This window comes from Rikenella microfusus DSM 15922 (genome assembly GCF_000427365.1).
GTDB lineage: Bacteria > Bacteroidota > Bacteroidia > Bacteroidales > Rikenellaceae > Rikenella > Rikenella microfusus.
In genome coordinates, this window is record NZ_KE386488.1 from 2,359,621 (window position 1) to 2,380,106 (window position 20,486).

Here is a 20,486-nt window from a genome sequence, read left to right on the forward strand (position 1 = left end):
CGCCTGATAAAGCGCCTTCCGAATCCTTGTAAAAGTCCGGGCGGAGCCGCGCCGACCGGGAATCATCTCCGCGGAATAGAGCGGGCGCGGACCGAAAATCGAGGATCAGGCACGGAAATAAAACGCGGGGCGCATATAATTATGGGGTTATGCAGACTAACGTTCGAAAAGACGATTTATTGGTGTATGCGGAGCAGAAATTTGACCGTTTCGGGGTCGGTATGGTCCAAAAAGAGACTTTTGCCGGTGTCGAGCGCGGCGATGGCAGCCAGGTCCGTCTCCTCCAACACGAAATCGAAGATGTCGAAGTTCTCTTTCATACGTTCGATACGGGTCGATTTCGGGATGACCGCCACGCCGCGTTGGATCAGGAACCGCAGAGCCGTCTGGGCCACCGATTTGCCATGTTTGGCGCCGATGGCCAGCAACGTTTCGTTCGTGAAGAAATCGTTGCGGCCTTCGGCGAACGGCCCCCACGACATGATTCGGACGCCGTATGCCTCCATGGTCTTGCGGGCCTCGGTCTGCTGGTTGAAAACGTGGGTTTCGACCTGGTTTACCATCGGTTTGATTTCGCAGCATTCGGCCAGGTCGGTCAGACGGTCCGGATAGAAATTAGAGACGCCGATGGCTCTGGCTTTTCCGGCCCGGTACGCCTTTTCCATCGCGCGCCAGGTGCCGTAATAGTCGCCGAACGGCTGGTGGATCAGCAGCAGGTCGGCATAATCGCTTTGCAGTTTTCGCAGGGAGTCGTCGATGGAGGCCGCGGCCCGTTTTTCTCCGGCGTTGGTGATCCATACTTTGGTGGTGACGAACAGTTCCTGACGGGGCACGCCGCACCGGCGGATCGCCCGACCTACGCTTTCTTCGTTGAAATAGGCCTGCGCCGTGTCTATCGAACGGTAGCCGACGCCGATGGCGTCCAGCACGCAGCGTTCGCACTCCGACGGAGCGATTTGATATACGCCGTATCCGAGGATCGGCATTTCGATTCCGTTGCTTAATTTCACGTATTCCATGGATGATTCCGATTTTTATGAAGGCGACTGTATACGACTTTACACAAACCTGGTTTCGGTTTGGCGCCGGACGGCTTTCAGCCGTCGGGGAGCGGCGCGAGCCGAAAAATCATACAGTGTAAATATATAATTGCCTTTATGAATTGTCGTTCTGTTTCGTAAAGATATGTGGTTTTTCGTGAATCGCCTCTGTCTAAGACCGTTGTCCCGCGGAGATCGTCAGCGTCCCACGCGGGCCTGCAATTCCGCAGGATAACGCTCTCCGGAAAGAGCGATTTTCGACAGACGTTCATCGATGCCCTGCATTTCGTCCGCGGTATATTCCACCTCCGCAGCTGCGATATTGTCCGTCAGGTGCGTCAGACTGCGGCTTCCCGGAATCGGTACGATCCACGGCTTCTGCGCCGTCAGCCACGAAAGAGCGACCTGCGCCGGCGTAATCCCTTTGTCGGCGGCTATCTCCTTGACGAAATCGGCCAGCGCCATGTTGGCGGCGATATTTTCGGGAGTGAAACGCGGCACGATCGAACGGAAATCCCCTTTCCCGAAACGGGAGTCTTTGCCGACCGTCCCCGTCAGGAATCCTTTGCCGAGCGGACTGAACGGCACGAGGCCGATACCCAGCTCTTCGAGTACGGGCAGCAATTCGTTTTCGGGTTCGCGCCAGAACATCGAATACTCGCTCTGCACGGCCGTGAGCGGCAGGGCGGCATGAGCGCGGCGAATGGTACGGATACCGGCCTCCGAAAGTCCCCAATACAGCACCTTCCCCTCGCGTATCAGGTCGCCGACCACGCCCGCTACCTCTTCGATCGGCACGTCGGGATCGACCCGGTGCTGGTAATAGAGGTCGATCCGGTCGGTACGCAACCGCGTTAAGGAGCCTTCGACCGACTTGCGGATCTGTTCGGGACGGCTGTTCAATATTTGGCGGCCCTCCTTGTCGGTCAGAATGCCGAATTTGGAGGCAATAACTACCCGGTCGCGGATCGGGGCGAGCGCCTCGCCGAGCAGCTCTTCGTTGGCATGAGGAGTGGCGGGCGTGCCGTACACCTCCGCCGTGTCGAAAAAGGTTACGCCGAGGTCGTACGCCCGGCGGATCAGGGCGGTCATCTCCTTTTTGTCGGCGGCAGGGCCGTAGCCGTGGCTCATACCCATACATCCGAGCCCGATGGCGGACACTTCCGGTCCGCTTGCTCCTAATTCTTTGTATTTCATGTCGCTGTGGTGAATTTTATACGTTCAGTCCGGCGCGGTAGGCCTGTTCCATGGCGGGCGTTCCTTCGATTTCGCCCATGCGCCATGCTCCTACGCCGTATATGACGCCTTTTTCTACGGGATGGTCGAGGCAGTCGAGGAATCCCCGGAAAGCGTCTATGGTGCGTTCCATGGCCGGAATATGTTTTTCGGCTGCCGAGACGATGAAATAGAATTCTTTGTCTTTCATCTCCAGATAGCGGGCGCAGGCACGGTCGATCAGGGTTTTCATCTGTGCGCAGAGGGTATAAAAGTAGACGGGTGTGGCCATGACGATTACGTCGGCCGTGACCATTTTTTCCAGTATCGCTGCGGCGTCGTCGCGCTGCGGGCAGGGCTTTTCTCCGTTGTAGCAGACGCCGCATCCCGTACAGTAACGGACGGTGAAATCTTTCAGGAACACTTTGTCCACCCGGTGTCCGGCTTCGGCGGCTCCGGCCATGAACCGGTCGCACAACCGGTCGGAATTGCCGCCCCGGCGGGGGCTTGACGAAAGGATCAATACGTTTTTGCTCATAACTGTTCTTTTGGTGTTAAGTATGTTTCTGTCCGAAAGCGATACGGAATCTGTTGATGCGTTCCCGTTCTCCGCAGGCCTGCGCCTTTGGGCGAATAACCGTACTTTTAATTTGCAGGCTTAAGGCCGGAGCCAGCGAAGGCGCGGCCGCAGGTTGCAGCCGTTAACTTCGCTTCGCTCGTTGTCCTCCTCGCCGCTCGGCCATTCGTGCGAGCCCGATGGCTCTCGCTGGCAGCGTCGGTTCGCCGGGGGTGGCTCCGGGCTGACCGCTTACGCGGAAATTTATTTTTAACCCTAGGTTTAATTGTAATGTCTATCGCCGACGGGCGTTTGTTTTTCTTCGCCCGCTCATGCCGCGAGGGCACCGGCTTCTCTGGACGCCTCATGCCGGCGGGGCACTTACTTTTTTGCGCGACCAAAAAAGTAAGCAAAAAAGTCGCCGGGAATGCGATTCCCCGTTCCTACCTCCCGTCGGAACGGAAAATCGCACATTCCCGGGCCAGCAGTTTTTACGCGTACTGCGACACCAAATGTAAGTCATCGGGAGTACTTTTTAACCGTACAGTTTATTACAATGTTCTTCCGATGTCAGGCCGGAGCCACCCCGGGCGGCGGCCTGCAACTGCGCAGTGCTTGTTGCGGCTCCGCTGGCTCCGGCCATAAAATTAACCCTACATTTTCTACCCGTCTCTTTTTGTCGGCCCGGAGCCGCTTCCTGCGAAGAGTGCCGTTCGGTTTGCAAAGGCAAAATTACCGGACCGCGGCCGGTGGGCCGATAGACGGATTACGGGTTGTTTTACCCGAATTACAGATTGTCGTTCCCCCCGGAGAACCGTACTATCCCGCAAAACGTCCGACGGAGTCTCCCGGCGGGGATATGGATTACGGGTTCTTTTACCTCGATTACGGATTCTTGCGGACGGTATGCGGCAAGGTGCCCGAAAGCGTTTATTTTTGCAGGAAACGATGAAAACTGCGTTATGGAAAAGAAAATACTCGATATCGCTACGGTCGATGCTTACAACAAGCTGATCGGCGTAGAGACGCTTCATCCGCTGGTGAGCGTCATCGACATGTCCCAGGCGCCCCGTATGCGCCACATGCGCCATACGTTCGGCCTTTACGCCGTCTTTCTGAAAGAGGTCAAGTGCGGCGATCTGCGGTACGGACGGCATTATTACGACTATCAGGAAGGCACGGTGGTCTGCATCGCTCCCGGACAGGTGGTGGGCGTGGAAGACAACGGAGAAGTGTTCCAGCCCAAAGGATGGGTGTTGCTGTTCCACCCCGACCTGATCCGGGGAACCGCGCTCGGACAGCATATCAAGGAGTACACCTTCTTTTCTTATGAATCGAACGAAGCGCTCCACCTCTCCGAACGGGAACGCGAGATGGTGATCGAATGCTTCCGCAAAATCCGCCATGAGCTGGAACATGCCATCGACCGCCACAGCAAACGGCTGATTACGATCAATATCGAGATGCTGCTCGATTACTGTCTGCGGTTCTATGAACGGCAGTTCGTCACCCGTTCGGAGGTCAATCGCGACGTGCTGACCCGTTTCGAGCGATTGCTCGACGATTATTTCGCCGGCGAGCGTGCGCAGCGCGAAGGATTGCCCACCGTGAGGTACTGCGCGGGCGAACTCTGCCTGTCGCCCAACTATTTCGGCGACCTGGTCAAGAAAGAGACGGGCAAGACGGCCCAGGAATACATCCAGCTCAAACTGATCGGGATGGCCAAGGAGCGCGTGATGGATCCGCAGAAGACGATCAGTCAGGTGGCTTACGAAATGGGATTCCAATATCCGCAGCATTTTACCCGTTTGTTCAAGAAAGTGACGGGTTACACCCCGAATGAATACCGGATGCGGGCGAATTGAAACCGGCCGTCCGCCGTTTTTCCGTTCCGTAATGGATCATGACGCGTCGGGTTATTCCGCTGTTTGCCGTTCGACCATGCGGGCGAAAAGGCCGTTCCGTCTTTTCAGCTCTTCGGGCGTCCCCGTTTCGGCTACGCGGCCGTTTTCCAGTACGATTACTTTGTCGGCATTGGCTACCGTCCTCATGCGGTGGGCGATGATCAGCACCGTTTTGTCGCGTACCAATTCGGCGATGGCCGCCTGTATCCGTGTCTCGTTCTCCACGTCGAGCGAAGCGGTCGCTTCGTCCAGCAGTACGATCGGGGCGTCTTTCAGCAGGGCGCGGGCGATGGAGATGCGCTGGCGTTCGCCGCCCGACAGCGTTTCGCCGTTTTCGCCGATGACCGTATCGTACCCCTGCGGCATCCGTTCCACGAACGTGTCGCATTGCGCCAGTCGGGCTGCCCGCACCACCTCTTCGTCGGAAGCGTCCCGCCGGCCGATGCGGATGTTGTCCTTAACCGACGCGTTGAATAGCACCACGTCCTGAAAAACGACCGAATAATTTTTCAGCAGGGTCTCCGGGTCGGTTCGGCCGATATCCCGGCCGCCGAGCCGGATTTGTCCCGACTGAATATCCCAGAACCGGGCGGCCAGCCGGGCGGCCGTGCTTTTGCCGCTTCCCGATGGGCCGACCAGCGCGGTGATTTCGCCCTGGCGGGCCGTGAACGAAACGTCTTTCAGCACTTGTTTGCCCGACTCGTACGCAAAGGATACATGGTCGAATTCGATGTCGAATCCGTCCGGAGCGAACTCTGTCGTTCCCTGCTGGGCGGGGAGCGCTTCCATTTCGTTCATCCGGTCGATGCGTTTGTCAAGGTAGAACAGCGCGGCCAGGTTATTCAGCACTTCGTTTACCGGGCCGTAGATGCGCGAACCGATCACCATGAAAACCAGCCAGACGAACAGCTCCGTCTTCCCGGAGGCCAGCAGTCCGGCGCCGACGATAACGACCGTGGCGAGGCCCAGTTTCAGGAAACTTTGCGCCCCGTTCACCAGTACGCCGGTCAGCAATTCGCCGCGCGTCAGCTCTTTTTCGTAGCGGTTGATGGCCGAGTCCAGTCCCGACAGGAAAGCCTCTTCCCGATTGTAGGATTTGATTTCCTGTACGGTGTCCAGCCCCTCCTGGATACATTCGGTCACGGCGCGTCTGTTCCGGTAGTTCGTGTCCACGTCGCGGCGCATCTTCTTTTTCGACAGCAGGATAGCCGCCAGAGCTAGCGGGACGACCCAGAAAAGGGCCAGAGACAACCGCCAGTCGTAGATGAACATCCCGGCAGCGATCAGCGCGATGCCGGCCAGCGAGGCGAACAATTGGGGAACGGCGTGCGAAAAGGTGTGCTCCAGGTCGGTACAGTCGTCCATGATCGTGGCCGTGAGGTCGGAAAGGTTCTTTTCGCCGAAAAAGGCCAGCGGCAGTTTGCGCAGCTTTTCGGCCAGCGAGATGCGCCGTGCGGCGCTTTCGTCGTACACGGTCGTATAGGTGCTGCGGTACTGGAGAACGGCCGCGGCATACATGACCAGCATGAACGCGAGTCCGAGAAGCAGGTAGAAGACCGCGCCGTGCACGACGGAAGCGTCCGGGTCAAATACCGGGCGCAGGTAGTCGTCCAGGAAAAGGAATACGAACACGGCGGGCAGCATCAGCGCGAGGTCGAGCAGGGTGGTGAAAAATACCCCTTTGCAGAAATCCCTGGCCCCTTTTTCCGAAAGGGCGAAGCGTCGTTGTATCGTTTTAGGCATGACAGGCCTCCTTTCCGATGGTCCAGCGGGCCGATTGCCGGTATTCGTTCCACATATGGCTGTAAATTCCGTTTCGCTGCGATAGTTCTTTGTGCGTGCCCTGTTCGGCGATGCGTCCCTTGTCGATCACGAGGATGCGGTCGGCATCGGTGACGCTTGTCAGCCTGTGCGCGATCATCAGTACGGTTTTCCCCTTGGTCAGTTCGCTGAGGGCGCGGTGGAGCAGGTGTTCGTTTTCGGGATCGGCGAAAGCCGTAGCCTCGTCCAGCACCACGATCGGCGCGTTTTTCAGAATGGCCCGCGCCAGGACGATGCGTTGCTGTTCGCCTCCCGACAGATAGATCCCCTCCGTGCCGATGCGGGTATTCAGTCCTTGCGGCAGTTTGTCGATGATCTCCCGGCACTGGGCGAGGTCTGCGGCCCGTTCTACCGCTTCCAGGGTAGCGTCGGGGCTGCCGTAACGGATATTCTCGAACAGGGTGGTTTTGAAGAGTTTCGTGTTCTGGAATACGAAAGAGACGTGCCGCATCAGTTGCTGCGGGTCGATGTCGCGTACGTCCGTGCCGCCGATCCTCACCGTGCCTTCGTCCGCGTCCCAGAAACGGGGGATGAGCCGGGCGATGGTCGTTTTGCCGCTGCCGGAGGCTCCGACCAGAGCGAAGGTGGCGCCTTGCGGGATACTGAAACTTACCCCGTCCACCGCTTTCTGGGCAGTGCCGGGATAGCGGAACGAGACGTTGTCGAACCGGATGTCGAAACCGCATACCGGTTTCGGCACGGAGGGGGAGGGCAGTGCGGCGAATTCGGTCAGTTCGTCGAGCCGTCCGATCGCTTCGCCGGCCTGGCCGAGGGCCTGGTTCAGATACATGCTTTTCATGATGCTTTGCGAAAATACGGGGGTCACGAGGACGAACAGGAAAAAGTCGAGCAACACCGGCACATAGTCGCCCGACCGTCCGATCGTGAGGATCGCCACGGGGACCAGTACGAACACGAAACTATTGATAATGACCGTATAGGCGGACATCGGCTTTTCCCACAGACGGGTATAACCGAACACCATTTCGTTGTAGTTCATGATGCTCCGGTGGAAATTCTTGAACGAGAAGATGGTCTGCTGGAATACCTTGACCACCGGAATACCCCGCACGTATTCGACGGCTTCGGTGTTCATTTCTTCGAGGGCGGTCATGTAGCTTTTCATGAATTGCCGTCCTTTGTTTCCCATCATGAAGGCCATCAGCGCCATCGAGACGATGACCGGGACGAGGCTGGCCAGGCCCAGCCGCCAGTCGAATACGAAGATCAGCACGAGGGCCGTCAGCGGTACGAGAAAAGCGGCGGCCAGGTCGGGCATCTGGTGGGCGAGGAAACTGTGCGTGATGCCGGCGTTGTCGTCGATGACTTTGCGGATGCGGCCGCTGGTAACGGTATCGAAGAATCCGAGCGGCATTCGCACGATTTTCCGCATGGCTTCGCGCCGCAGGTTCGATTCGACTCGGAAGGCGGCCAGGTGCGAGCACATCAGCGCCGCGAAGTAGAGAGCGACGCTTCCGACGGCAGTCCCGGCCGTCCACCAGGCGAGCCTGACGGTCAAGTCCGGATCGGCGGGCAGGCCGCCGGAGGCGAACAGTCCGCGCACGATCAGCCAGATCAGGACGAACGGAGCCATACCGGTCAGCGCGCTGAGCGCCGACAGGAACATGGACAACGGAATGAGCGCCTGGCGTTCGCCGGCGTATTGCCGTAATCGTTTGAGTGTGTACATGGGTTTGTTTTTTTAGGGTTATTCCAGTGGTGTTCCGGTTCGGCAAGTGCGTTCCGGGAAGAAGGTCATTCCCGTATTCGATAACCCAGCATCGAACTGAATTGTTTGCTCAGACCGGGCAGCAGGCCCAGCAGTCTGCCGCCGATGCCCCACCGCCGGGGGAAAAATCTTTGGTAGATGCCCTGTTCGATCAGTGTCAGCCGGGGTTCGCGGCGTTCGATATCGTGCCCGTCGCCGATGCCGGAGCGGATGCGGGCTTCGTGCCCTCTCAGCGAGTCGGGCTTGAGGTGTTTCGAGCGGGCGAGCATCGGGCCGCAGACGTCGAACCAGACCTCTCCGCCTCCGAACCGGTCGGCCAGCCGACCGAGCAGTTGCCAGACCTGCTCTTCGCGGAAATACATGAGCACGCCTTCGATGACGAAGATGAATTCGCCGTCCGGGTATTGTTCCCGCAGATCGTCCATCCATCCGGTGTCGAGCAGCGATCCGGCCAGATAGCGGTCTGCGTCGGGTTCCGGGAGCAGCTCGCGGCGCAGGTCGATCACCTCCGGCAAATCCATTTCGACGAAGAGCGCGTTGCCGCGCTCCGCGATGCGCTGGTAGCGGGTATCCAGCCCGCAGCCGACGTTTACGACGACGGGACGTCGTCGCTCTGCGATGAAACGGCGGACGGCGTCGTCGAAATATCGCCCCCGTACGACGCATCCGACAGCGCTCAGCTTCGCGCCGTCGAGACGCGAGAAGTCGTAGTCGATACGTTCCACCAGCCGTCCGGCTTCGGGGTCGCGCAGGATGGCATCTTTGCGGCCGCTCTCTTTCGCCCGCATGTAGAGCGGAATCAGGAGGGTCTCGGCCACGATGTTTTCGAATGTGTATTTCTTTTTCATGATCGGTTGAATTGAAGCGTTTCAATAGCGAACGATGTTCGGGTTTGTTCAAAAAAAGAGGGAGGCGTTCGCCTCCCTCTTTTTCAGGTTCCGGTCAGGCACCGCCAGCCGGCGAACTCGAACCGGAAGTATTCTCCGAAGAACTCCCGTACTTCTTTCCGGCTGAGGTCGTGGGTGACGATCTCGCCCAGCACGCTGACCGTCCAGGAACACAGGACGTGGAGGAAAAAGGGGGAAATGTCGTTGGCGCCGGGATAATGTTTTTTCTCGATTTCCATGTAGTTGCGGCTTACGCGGGTCAGATAGTCGGCGAAAGCGTCGCGGAATCCGGCGGCCGACGATCCTTCGGAATGGCAGAGCAACAGTTTCAGTTCCGTCCTGTACCGGTCGATCAGGTCGATATACCGGTCGATGACCGTTTCGTCGTGCCCGAAAGGGGAGAGGCGGTTGAGGGCGACTTTGTCTTCGGTGTGCTGCCGGGCGATGAAATCGAACAACTCTTCCTGGGCGGGGATGACGACGGCCCGGTAGAGTTCGTCTTTGTTCCGGAAGTAGTTGTATATGTTGCTCAGGCCTACGCCGGCCCTGCGGGCGATGCCCCGCATCGAGGCGTCTTTGAAACCCCGTCCGGAGAATTCCCGTCGCGCCGCTTGCAGGATCGCCTGGTATTTATCGTCTTTGAGCATCCGCATGTCTTATGGCGAACATTGTTCTTTAATCGATACAAATGTATGGCGGGCCACGGGCGCCGGCAATCCCCATTATTGGGGATTTTCCGGTCTGCGGCTCATCACCGGTACGATGCGCGGGATCTGTTCCGGCCGAGCAGCTGCTGATACGGAAGCTGATCGGAGCGGATAACGATTAATTGTTATCTTTGCGCCCGAATCGGTTCCGGAAGGGACATTCGTCCCCGACGGATGAAAAGGGAACCGGGTGCGACTCCCGGACAGTCCCGCTGCTGTGAAGCTCCGTTCGACTTTTCCGTCCGGTCTTTTCGCCACTGGCTTCCGCACGGGCCGGGAAGGCGTCGGGAAAGGGAGTCAGTCAGAAGACCTGCCGTTCATCAAAGGCCGTTCTTTGCTCGTGGATTAAGCGGGGACGGAGCGAAGACATTTGATTTTCAGTTTTGCAAAAAGAAAGACAGACCGGAGGCGGAGGAGCGCCGGTGTACCGTTCGTGTCCGCCGGCTTTTCCGGAAACGGGTGCCTGTACGGCCTCCGTACCTTGGGCCTGAATAAAAAGAGATGGCGATGGAGATTACGCAACAAGATTCCGAAAAACTTCTGCACCGCAAGCTCGACCTGTTGCTCAGGACGGGCAAACTGTTGATGGAAAGCGCCGCGGACACGAGCCGCATCATGCGCAACATGAAACGCACGGCCGCTTATCTGGGTCTGCCGGAAGAACACCTGCATATCTACATCAATTACAACATGCTGATGGTCAATCTGGGGGACGAGGAGCACTCGTTTTCCAAGTTCCAGCGTTGCGAGAAGCACGGCATCAACATGACTGCCATCTCGGCGATCAGCAAACTCTCCTGGAGGGCGATCCGCGAGGATTATTCGCTCGAAAGATACGAAGAGGAGCTGGAAAATATCCGTACCCGCAAGCGTAACTATACGCCGTGGCAGGTGGCGGTCGGGGCCGGGTTCGCCTGCGGCGGTTTCTGCATCCAGTTCGGTTGCGACTGGCCGGCCTTTTTTTACGCTTCGATAGCCGCCATTCTGGGATTCCGTGTGCGGGCCGTGCTCAACGATTTGGGTTCCAACCATTATGTGAATATCGCGGCCGCCGCTTTCGTCGCCACGCTGCTGGCATGGGCCTCGGCATTCCTCTCGACGGCCCAGTGGCCGGGAGCGCTGGGAGCTGTGCTCCATTCCGACACGCCGTGGCATCCGTTGCTCGCCTGCGCCCTGTTTATCGTCCCCGGCGTGCCGCTGATCAATTTCGTCAGCGACATGCTCGACAACTATGTGCAGGTGGGGATTACGCGGGCGGTCAATACGTTGTTGATCGTCGTGGCGATGGCTTTCGGCATCGCGTTGGCCATCCGGGTCTGCGGTATCGACAACTTCGTGAAAGACCTGAGCATCACCCCTCATCATACGTACCTCGAATTCGCTGTGGCGGCCGCTATATCGGCCATGGGTTTCTCCATGATATTCAATATCCCCCGACGTCTGCTCTGGGTGGTCGCCATCGGCGGGATCATCGCCGTTTGTACGCGGAATTTCGTGAACCTCGGACCCAGCAACAACAATATCGGCCTGGACTGGGGGCCGGTGATCGGTTCTTTGGTCGGTTCGGCCCTGATCAGTATCATCGTGACGCGGCTGGTCCATCAGTTCCGCACGCCGCACCATTGCCTGTCCATCCCCAGCGTCATCCCAATGATTCCCGGCGTGCTGATGTACCGCGCGCTGTTCGCTTTTATCGATATGCGCGGCGTGGTGGGCGAAGTGACCGTGGCCATGAACAATGCCATCCAGGCGTCGCTGATGATTCTCTGCATCGCGATCGGCGTGGCGATTCCGAATATTTTCGCCCGCCGCTGGATTACGCCCAAACGCCGGAAACAACTGAAGCAAATGATCGAAGAGAGGCGCCTGCGCGGCAAGTTCGTCGATCTGACGAATATCGGTTAAAGGGCCGGTTTCGGTGCGGTCGTTGCGCCGGACAAAACGTCGGACTGTATTCCTTTTCGGCTGTCGCTCCGGTACGGTTTTCGTGCCGGAGCGTTCTTTTTCCGCGATTGCTGCGATTTTAGGTGTCGTGTCCTTTGCGGCCTGGGATCCGTCGGGGCTGTTGCCGGATGCCGCGCTCGGATCGGTTTTGCGGGGCCGGTCGAGTTTTGTGTAAAATCGTATGGCAGGTGCCGATGTTTTTTACCTATCTTTGCACCCGAACTGGTTCCGGAAGGGATATTTCGTCCCCGACGGATGAAAAGGGAACCGGGTGCGACTCCCGGACAGTCCCGCTGCTGTGAAACTCCGTTCGACTTTTCCGTCCGATCTTTTCGCCACTGGCTCCCGATGAGCCGGGAAGGCGTCGGGAAAGGGAGTCAGTCAGAAGACCTGCCGTTCATCAAAGGCCGTCGCCGCTCGTGGGTTAGGGCGATGGTTCGAAACGATTGTTACCGTTAAAATACACCCGATGGTTATTACCAAAAGGAACGGGTCTGTCGAGCCTTACGACCGGGAGAAAATCGCCGTCGCCGTGAGGAAAAGTTTCGCCAGTACCGGACGTGAAGCCCCCGACGAAGCGATTTACGCCATGGTCGGCGAGGTGGAGCTTTTCGTGAACAGCGACCCGTCCAACCGCCATGTGGAACGTATCCAGGACGAAGTGGAACGTACCTTGATGGAGCACGGTTTTTATGCCGAAGCGAAAAACTACATCCTTTACCGATGGCAGCGTACCGAACGCCGCCGAGTGATCGGAGGCATCGTCCGCGACGTCGGCGACGAGGCGATCGCCGAAACCCTCCGCGAAATTCAGCAGGATTTTCCGCGTAATGAATACAGCCTGTCGATACTCGCCGAGAAATTCGCCGGTTTCGGAAAACCGGGCATGAAACCGGACGAAAGCCTTGCGGCCTTGATCAAGGCCGCCGTCGAACTGACCACCCAGGAGGCTCCCGAGTGGGAATTCATCGCCGCCCGTCTGTCGGGATTCCGGCTGGCCCGGCGCCTCGAAGCCCAGGCCGAAAGGGCCGGGTGGAACACCTTTTACGACAAGTTGCGTTACCTGACGGACGAAGGGTTGTACGGCGATTATATCCTCGCTTCCTATTCCCGCGGGGAGATCGACGATGCGGCCGGTTTCATCCGTCCCGAACGGGATAAGCTGTTCAACTATTCGGGGCTGGACCTGCTCGTGAAACGTTACCTGATCCGCAACCGTTCGCACGAACCGGTCGAGTCGGTACAGGAGATGTTTCTCGGTATCGCCCTGCATCTGGCGATGCCGGAAAAAAACGACCGTATGGGGTGGGTACGGAGGTTTTACGACCTGCTGAGCCGTCTGGAGGCGACTATGGCTACGCCGACGCTGGCCAATGCCCGTAAACCGTACCACCAATTGTCGAGTTGTTTCATCGACACGGTGCCCGACAGCCTCGAAGGGATTTACCGCAGCATCGACAATTTCGCGATGGTGAGCAAATTCGGAGGCGGAATGGGGCTGTATTTCGGTAAAGTGAGGGCGGCCGGCGGTTCGATCAGGGGGTTCAAAGGGGTGGCCGGAGGCGTCATCCGGTGGATGAAGCTGGTGAACGATACGGCCGTGGCGGTCGATCAGCTGGGGATGCGGCAGGGGGCCGTGGCGGTCTATCTGGATGCGTGGCACAAGGACTTGCCCGAATTTCTGCAATTGCGTACCAACAACGGCGACGACCGCATGAAGGCCCACGATATTTTTCCGGCCGTCTGTTATCCCGATCTTTTCTGGCGTATGGCCCGCGAGGACATGGAACAACCGTGGCATCTGTTCTGTCCGAACGAGATACTGGCGGTCAAGGGTTATTCGCTGGAGGATTGTTACGGGGAGGAGTGGGAGAAACGTTATCTGGAATGCGTGAACGATGCCCGGATTTCACGGCGCACGATCAGTGTCAAAGACGTCGTGCGCCTGGTGCTGCGTTCCGCCGTCGAAACGGGCACTCCGTTCGCTTTCAACCGCGATACGGTGAACCGGGCCAATCCGAACGGCCACAGGGGAATGATTTACTGTTCGAACCTCTGTACCGAAATCGCGCAGAACATGTCGCCCATCGAGACCCTTTCGACCGAAATCCGTACCGAAGAGGGCGACACGGTGGTGGTGGAGACCGTCCGCCCCGGCGATTTCGTGGTCTGCAACCTCGCCAGCCTGTCGCTGGGCCATCTGCCGCTGGAAGACGAAGCGCAGATGAAAGAAAAAGTGGCCACGCTCGTGCGGGCGCTGGACAATGTGATCGACCTGAATTTCTACGCCATTCCCTATGCCCGCATCACGAACCGCCGTTACCGCAGTATCGGATTGGGTGTGAGTGGTTATCATCATGCGTTGGCCGTGCGGGGTATCCGCTGGGAGAGCGAAGAGCATCTGCGCTTTATGGACGAAGTGTTCGAGCGGATCAATTATGCCGCTATCGAGGCCAGTGCGGAACTCTCTGCCGAGAAAGGAAGTTACGATTATTTCGAGGGCAGCGACTGGCAGACGGGAGCCTATTTCGCAAAACGCGGCTACGATTCGCCCGCGTGGCAGCGACTGGCGGACAAAATCCGGACCGGCGGGATGCGCAACGCCTACCTGCTGGCCGTCGCGCCCACCAGCAGTACGGGGATCATTGCGGGAACTACGGCCGGAGTCGATCCGGTCATGCAGCGTTTTTTCCTGGAGGAGAAAAAGGGATCGATGCTTCCGCGCGTGGCTCCGGCCCTGTCGGACAAGACGTTCTGGCAATACAAAGGGGCTTATCTGATCGACCAGCGGTGGAGCGTCCGTGCGGCGGGTATCCGTCAGCGGCATATCGACCAGGCGCAGAGCATGAACCTGTATATCACCAACGATTACTCGATGCGGCAGGTGCTCGATCTGTATCTGCTGGCTTGGGAGTGCGGCGTGAAAACGGTCTATTATGTCCGCAGCAAGTCGCTTGAAGTGGAAGAGTGCGAGAGCTGCGCTTCCTGACATTCCGTGTAACGACAACAAATCGACAAGAATGGAAACGAAAACATTGAAGAAAAACGCCCTGTTCAATCCGGAGGGCGATACGGACCTGGCGTTGCGGCGCATGATCGGCGGCAATACGACCAATTTGAACGATTTCAACAACATGCGGTACAAATGGGTCAGCGACTGGTACCGTCAGGCGATGAATAATTTCTGGATACCGGAAGAGATCAACCTCACGCAGGACACGAAGGATTACCCGCTGCTCACGCGGGCCGAACGGACGGCTTACGACAAGATTCTGAGTTTTCTGGTTTTTCTGGATTCCCTGCAAAGCAACAACCTGCCGACCGTGAGCGAATACGTGACGGCCAACGAGGTGAACCTCTGCCTGCACATCCAGGCTTTCCAGGAGTGTGTCCACAGCCAGAGTTACAGCTATATGCTCGATACGATATGCAGCCCTGAAGAGCGCAACGACATTCTGTATCAGTGGAAGACGGACGGGCATCTGCTGCGCCGCAACCAGTTTATCGGCGATTGTTACAACGATTTCCAGCGGCACCAGACCGGTTCCACGCTGATGAAGACGGTCATCGCCAATTATATTCTGGAGGGGATCTATTTTTACAGCGGTTTCATGTTTTTCTATAATCTGAGCCGCAACGGAAAGATGCCGGGGTCGGCGCAGGAGATCCGCTATATCAATCGGGACGAGAATACCCACCTGTGGTTGTTCCGCAATATGATCCTGGAGTTGAAGAAGGAGGAGCCGGAACTGTTCACGCCGGACCGGGTGGCGGTTTACGAGGAGATGATGCGCGAGGGGGTCCGGCAGGAGATCGAATGGGGACAGTATGTGATCGGGGACGACATACCGGGGCTGACGCGGCAGATGGTCTCCGATTATATCCGTTATCTGGGCAATTTGCGCTGGAACAGCCTCGGATTCGGAGACCTGTTCGAGGACAACCGTACCGAACCGGAAAGCATGCGGTGGGTATCGCAGTATGCCAATGCCAATATGGTCAAAACCGATTTTTTCGAGGCCAAAAGCACCGCTTATGCCAAAAGTACGGCGCTGAAGGATGATTTATAGCCCGGTGAGGCCGGGAACATGCGAGGACGCTGTGCGGCGGGGAACGGTTTGAGACTGGAGACATGAATTGCCTGACAGACCGGTTCCGGTCTGTCAGGCTTCGGTCCCGAATTTTGCTGCATGTCGGGTCCGCCGCCGTATCCGGCTCGTTTTCTCCCCGGAGGCGGAATTTTTATTCGTATTTATATAATGCATTTTCTTCTTTCTGTAGAAGTCGAAGCTCGGCTAGTGTCGGAGTTTCATGTGTAATAAACTTACTTTGCAATTCTTGGATGTCCCATTATATACTTTGATCTATCAACTATTTTCACCGGCGTTGAGAGGAAATTACCGCCGCATAGGTTGGGGTATATCAAAGTATGTAATCGGGCTTTGATGATATCCTTTGTAAAAGGAATATAGTCTATTTTTTATCTTTTGCACTGTCAGTTCCAGAGCTGGTCTTGGATACTAAACTTAAGATTGGTCTCAATAATGGCTTACGGGAGAAGCTTTATTCCCGACCGGTCGCATTCGATAAGGCCTATTCTCGACGATTCCTTTTCTAAATTGTGGTACGATGTTGTTTTGAAAACGCAGTTTTTCTCGTAAAGCTCAGCTGAACAGTATACATGAATCTATTGTATTTGGTTTTATACCGTTTAGGCTGCCGTTTGTATCCAATTATTACAGCCTCTTTCTCAAGGCGTCTGGAGCGGAAAACGAGACTCGAACCCACGCTCCGCGTGGGTGTCTCGCGCCGTTGTCCGCATCCCCGCTCCCCCTCATAGGGGGCCCTGGGTCGCTCGCCGAAGTCTCCGTTTTCCGAAAACAAGAAAGCCGGCAATCTTTTGATTACCGGCTTTTCCTATGAGCGGAAAACGAGACTCGAACCCACGCTCCGCATGGGTGTCTCGCGCCGTTGTCTGCACCCCTGCTCCCCCTCATAGGGGGCCCTGGGTCGCTCGCCGAAGTCTCCGTTTTCCGAGAACAAAAAAGCCGGCAATCGCTTGATTACCGACTTCCCTCATGAGCGGAAAACGAGACTCGAACTCGCGACCCCAACCTTGGCAAGGTTGTGCTCTACCAACTGAGCTATTTCCGCAGTAAATATTTGTACGGTGGTGTGTCTCGTGCGGCAACTTGCCAAGGTCGGGGATCCCGTTTCTCTTGAAACGCCGTCCCGCCGTTTCGGGCAAGGTTGTGCTCTACTTGCCTGAGCTATTTCCGCAGTAATATCTTACTCCTTTGGCGGATAAGACGATTCCCATTGATAAGGCGCCCTATCCCCCTTTCCGGATACAAAAGTAGAATGAAAATTTGAATTTGCAAAACATTTTTCGAACAGGGATATGAAAGAGCGAGGTAAAATATTCAGGATGAATACGCTGAAGTGACTTATTTTTCGTATATTCGTCGGAAAAACGATCGATATGGAACAAGTTAAACTGGAATGGAAAGGCGGGATGCAATTCGACGCGCAGGTGGGGGAGCATACGATTACGCTCGATGGGCCGGAAGAACTCGGGGGAATGAATATCGGGGCGCGGCCGAAACCCTTGCTGTTGGTTGCGTTGGCCGGCTGTACCGGGATGGACATCGCGTCGCTCGCCCGGAAGATGCGGGTGGAGTTCGAACGGATCGAAATCGAGGCCGACGCGGAAAAAAGCGATGAGATACCGGTCGTTTATACTGCCATGACACTTAAATACCGTTTCGAAGGGAAAGGGATCGATCCCTCCAAACCGTTGAAAATGGTCAGCCTCTCGCAGGAGCGGTATTGCGGGGTGGCCGATATGTTGCGGAAAGTCGCGCCGATCGCGTTCGAGGTATATCTTAACGGCGAACGGATCGACCGATGAACGGATAAAGCGCTCCATACGACGTTGGCCGGAACGTCGGTATTCCTCCTTGCCCGGCTGTGCACCCTGCCTGCGGGGTTACGGTTCGAGGGGGCATAAGCGATAATTACGGATACCTGATTGTATGTGGTATACTAAACTTATTCGGCGGTAATTTCCCGCTATCGGCTCCGCAGTGCCACAGGGCGCTCCGGCCGGAAGTTCTTTTTGTCGAAAGAGTCCGGCGCGAGGCGATGCAACCTCCGGTAAAAGTCCCGGAGGGTCCGGCGCGAGCCGAGAAAACGCCGGTAAAAATTATCGGTATATCAAAGTATATGATCGGGTACGGATAAACAGGTCTTAGGGCCGGGGCTGTTTATGACCAACGAAAAAATCGTTATCTTAGGCGATATTGGCACCAAACCCGGATCGATGAAAAAAATCATTTTATCATGTTTATGGGGGATGGGAATGTTTTTCCTGTCCCTTTCGCTTTTCGCTTCGCCCCGCCCGGAAGAGGTACTGGAACGACTGGTCGGGCGGGTCGTGCCGGACTTGCGGCACAAAATCGTATTCAGGGTGGATTCCACGCGCAAAAGCGATTTTTTCCGTATTTCGAAGATGGAGGGATCTCCGGCCTGTACCGTCCTGATCGAAGGCGATAGTCCGGTGAGTGCCGCCAGCGGCTTGAACTGGTACCTGAAGTATTACTGCGGCAGCTCGCTCTCTTTCTGCGGCGACCGGATCGCAGTTCCGGACTCCTTGCCGCTACCCCGCACGCCGGTCGAAATAGATGCGCCGCATCGTCATAGTTTCTATATGAACTATTGTACTTTCGGATACAGTACGGCTTATTGGGACTGGGAACGGTGGGAACGGGAAATCGACCTGATGGCTCTGAACGGAGTTACGACACCGATGGCGATGGTCGGGGCGGAAGCGGTCTGGCGCAACACACTCCGCCGGTTCGGATACTCGGACGACGAAATCGGGCGGTTCCTGCCCGGGCCTCCTTTCCTGGCTTGGTTTCTGATGGGCAATCTGGAAGGGCAGGGCGGGCCGCTGCCAGACGAATGGTTCGGCCGCCAGGAGGCGTTGCAGAAAAAGATCGTGGCCCGGATGCGGGAATACGGGATGAAACCCGTCTTTCAAGGCTTTTTCGGTATGGTGCCGTCGGATTTGAAAGACAAGTATCCGGATGCGCACCTGATTTCTCAGGGCCGGTGGAACGGGCTGACGCGGCCTCCGGTACTCGATCCGTCCGATCCGTTATTCGATCGGATGGCGGCCGTGTGGTACGAGGAGTATGAAAAACTGTTCGGAAAGGCCGACTATTTCGGCGGGGATTTGTTTCATGAAGGCGGTCTGACCGGAGGGCTGGATGTGGCGATGGCGGCCGGCCGGGTGCAACGGGCCATGCGGACGGCCAATCCGGACGCTGTGTGGATGATTCAGGCGTGGGGCGAAAATCCGAAAGAATCTTTGTTGAAAGGACTCGATCCGTCACATACGATCGTCGTCGATATTTGCGCCGAATATTGGAGCCGATGGCAGGAGCGCGGGGCGTTCGGCGGATTTCCGTGGATATGGGCTCATCTGACCAATTACGGCGGCAATGTCGGTTTGCACGGACGTTTGCAGGCGATTGCGGAGGGGCCGGTGAGGGGATTGAAAGATTTGGCGGCCGGCCATTGGATGGCCGGCGTGGGGACTGCGCCGGAAGGCATAGAGGTCAATCCGGTAGCCTTCGAGCTCGGTTTCGAGATGCGCTGGCGCGACACGGTGCCGGATGTGGAGCGCTGGATATCCGATTATGCCCGGCGGCGTTACGGTTCCTCTTCGGAAGTCGTGGACAGCGCCTGGCGGATATTCCTGCGGACGGCTTACGGGACTTATGACGGATCGCGCCGTCCGTCCGAATCGGTTTTTTGCGCGCAGCCGAGCCTCAAAGGACAAAATATCACGGCTTCGGCCTGGAGTCAGTGCAAAATTTATTACGATCCGGCGCTTTTCGCCCGGGGCGTCGCCCTGTTTCTACAGGCCGCTCCTGAGTTGAAAGATTGTGCGACCTACTGTTACGATGCGGTGGATTTCGTCAGGCAATACCTGGCCGATCAGGGGCGGGAGGCTTATTACGGGCTGACCGAGGCTTTCCGCAGCGGCGACCGGCAGCGGTTCGACAGCCTTTCCGGCCGTTTCTTGGGGTTGATTGCGGATCAGGACAGCCTGCTCACGGCGCACCCCGGATTCCATGTCGCGCATTGGCTGGAGCAGGCACGAGCGGCGTCCGACGATCCCCGGATACAGGATTTGTACGAATACAACGCCCGGCTGTTGATCGGTACCTGGACGCCTTTCCGGTCTTCGGTGCGGGATTATGCCCATAAGGAGTGGGGCGGTATGCTGCGGGATTATTACCTGCCGCGCTGGAAAGGTTATCTGGATTACCTGGCCCGGCATTGGAACGACCGAAATACGGTGTTGCTGCGCGAGGGGCGTTCCGCTCTTCGGCAGGGAGACGGCGAGGGGAGGGTACACGGTACGCCGGCCCTGCCGGTGAAACCTGTCGCGCTGCCGCCGGACGACCGGCCCGATTCATTTCCGCAGGAAACGGAGTGGGTGAGAGCGAACAATCGTTATGTTCCGGACACGACCGGAAATCCGGCGGACCGGGCGGTCGCGTTGTTCGCGAAATACGAGTCGCAGCAATAAAGGATGATTATATAGGGTTTTCCGGCCATGTCCGATATACCCGGATACGGCAGGAGGAGGGGTATTTTGCGCCTTGCCGCA

13 protein-coding genes, 1 tRNA gene and 2 riboswitches are annotated in these 20,486 nt (G+C 57.2%); of the genes, 6 read left to right on the forward strand and 8 right to left on the reverse strand.

Annotated elements, in window-relative coordinates; genetic code table 11:
* Nucleotides 1-176: 176 nt before the first annotated feature.
* The 3 genes from RIKMI_RS0110865 to RIKMI_RS0110875 form a co-directional block, all read right to left on the reverse strand.
* On the reverse strand, nucleotides 177-1,019 hold the full coding sequence (locus RIKMI_RS0110865; RefSeq protein WP_027291624.1) for an aldo/keto reductase: 843 nt from the start codon (nucleotides 1,017-1,019) through the stop codon (nucleotides 177-179).
* Between the two features lie 219 nt (nucleotides 1,020-1,238).
* Complete coding sequence (locus RIKMI_RS0110870) at nucleotides 1,239-2,237, reverse strand: aldo/keto reductase (protein WP_027291625.1); 999 nt, start codon at nucleotides 2,235-2,237, stop codon at nucleotides 1,239-1,241.
* A 16-nt stretch (nucleotides 2,238-2,253) separates the two neighbouring features.
* Nucleotides 2,254-2,793 carry a flavodoxin family protein gene (locus tag RIKMI_RS0110875; protein WP_027291626.1) on the reverse strand — a complete coding sequence of 180 codons (540 nt, stop codon included), beginning with the start codon at nucleotides 2,791-2,793 and terminating at the stop codon, nucleotides 2,254-2,256.
* A gap of 980 nt (nucleotides 2,794-3,773) precedes the next feature.
* Here RIKMI_RS0110875 and RIKMI_RS0110885 point away from each other — a divergent pair.
* The gene (locus tag RIKMI_RS0110885; RefSeq protein WP_027291627.1) at nucleotides 3,774-4,676 is read left to right on the forward strand and encodes a helix-turn-helix domain-containing protein; all 903 of its coding nucleotides are present in this window, start codon (nucleotides 3,774-3,776) and stop codon (nucleotides 4,674-4,676) included.
* 51 nt (nucleotides 4,677-4,727) lie between these two features.
* Here RIKMI_RS0110885 and RIKMI_RS0110890 read toward each other — a convergent pair whose 3' ends face one another.
* The 4 genes from RIKMI_RS0110890 to RIKMI_RS0110905 form a co-directional block, all read right to left on the reverse strand.
* Entirely contained in the window at nucleotides 4,728-6,458 is a 1,731-nt protein-coding gene (locus RIKMI_RS0110890; protein WP_027291628.1) for an ABC transporter ATP-binding protein, read from the reverse strand.
* Nucleotides 6,451-8,226 (reverse strand): ABC transporter ATP-binding protein, encoded by a 1,776-nt coding sequence (locus tag RIKMI_RS0110895; protein WP_027291629.1) that lies wholly within the window; start codon nucleotides 8,224-8,226, stop codon nucleotides 6,451-6,453. The genes RIKMI_RS0110890 and RIKMI_RS0110895 overlap by 8 nt, the downstream gene beginning before the upstream one ends.
* 65 nt (nucleotides 8,227-8,291) lie before the next feature.
* The gene (locus tag RIKMI_RS0110900) at nucleotides 8,292-9,113 is read right to left on the reverse strand and encodes a class I SAM-dependent methyltransferase (RefSeq protein ID WP_027291630.1); all 822 of its coding nucleotides are present in this window, start codon (nucleotides 9,111-9,113) and stop codon (nucleotides 8,292-8,294) included.
* An 83-nt stretch (nucleotides 9,114-9,196) separates the two neighbouring features.
* Nucleotides 9,197-9,805, reverse strand: a complete 609-nt coding sequence (locus RIKMI_RS0110905; RefSeq protein ID WP_051214514.1) for a TetR/AcrR family transcriptional regulator — start codon at nucleotides 9,803-9,805, stop codon at nucleotides 9,197-9,199.
* A 180-nt stretch (nucleotides 9,806-9,985) separates the two neighbouring features.
* A riboswitch (cobalamin riboswitch) is annotated at nucleotides 9,986-10,191 on the forward strand.
* 175 nt (nucleotides 10,192-10,366) lie between these two features.
* On the opposite strand from RIKMI_RS0110905, the gene RIKMI_RS0110910 reads away from it, so the two are divergent.
* The 3 genes from RIKMI_RS0110910 to RIKMI_RS0110920 all read left to right on the forward strand — a co-directional run bounded on the left by RIKMI_RS0110910 (nucleotide 10,367) and on the right by RIKMI_RS0110920 (nucleotide 15,873).
* Nucleotides 10,367-11,764 carry a threonine/serine exporter family protein gene (locus tag RIKMI_RS0110910; RefSeq protein WP_370447808.1) on the forward strand — a complete coding sequence of 466 codons (1,398 nt, stop codon included), beginning with the start codon at nucleotides 10,367-10,369 and terminating at the stop codon, nucleotides 11,762-11,764.
* 245 nt (nucleotides 11,765-12,009) lie between these two features.
* Nucleotides 12,010-12,215: riboswitch (cobalamin riboswitch) on the forward strand.
* 57 nt (nucleotides 12,216-12,272) lie between these two features.
* Nucleotides 12,273-14,792, forward strand: a complete 2,520-nt coding sequence (locus tag RIKMI_RS0110915; RefSeq protein ID WP_027291633.1) for a ribonucleoside-diphosphate reductase subunit alpha — start codon at nucleotides 12,273-12,275, stop codon at nucleotides 14,790-14,792.
* A gap of 31 nt (nucleotides 14,793-14,823) precedes the next feature.
* Nucleotides 14,824-15,873, forward strand: a complete 1,050-nt coding sequence (locus tag RIKMI_RS0110920) for a ribonucleotide-diphosphate reductase subunit beta (RefSeq protein ID WP_027291634.1) — start codon at nucleotides 14,824-14,826, stop codon at nucleotides 15,871-15,873.
* A gap of 1,011 nt (nucleotides 15,874-16,884) precedes the next feature.
* Here the strand turns inward: RIKMI_RS0110920 and RIKMI_RS0110925 are convergent.
* Nucleotides 16,885-16,957: transfer RNA gene (locus tag RIKMI_RS0110925), tRNA-Gly, on the reverse strand.
* A gap of 328 nt (nucleotides 16,958-17,285) precedes the next feature.
* On the opposite strand from RIKMI_RS0110925, the gene RIKMI_RS0110930 reads away from it, so the two are divergent.
* Together RIKMI_RS0110930 and RIKMI_RS0110935 are read left to right on the forward strand one after the other, a co-directional pair.
* Nucleotides 17,286-17,714, forward strand: coding sequence for an OsmC family protein (locus RIKMI_RS0110930; RefSeq protein WP_037291903.1), 429 nt, complete (start codon nucleotides 17,286-17,288; stop codon nucleotides 17,712-17,714).
* A gap of 411 nt (nucleotides 17,715-18,125) precedes the next feature.
* The gene (locus RIKMI_RS0110935) at nucleotides 18,126-20,405 is read left to right on the forward strand and encodes an alpha-N-acetylglucosaminidase (protein ID WP_027291636.1); all 2,280 of its coding nucleotides are present in this window, start codon (nucleotides 18,126-18,128) and stop codon (nucleotides 20,403-20,405) included.
* Nucleotides 20,406-20,486 lie beyond the last annotated feature (81 nt).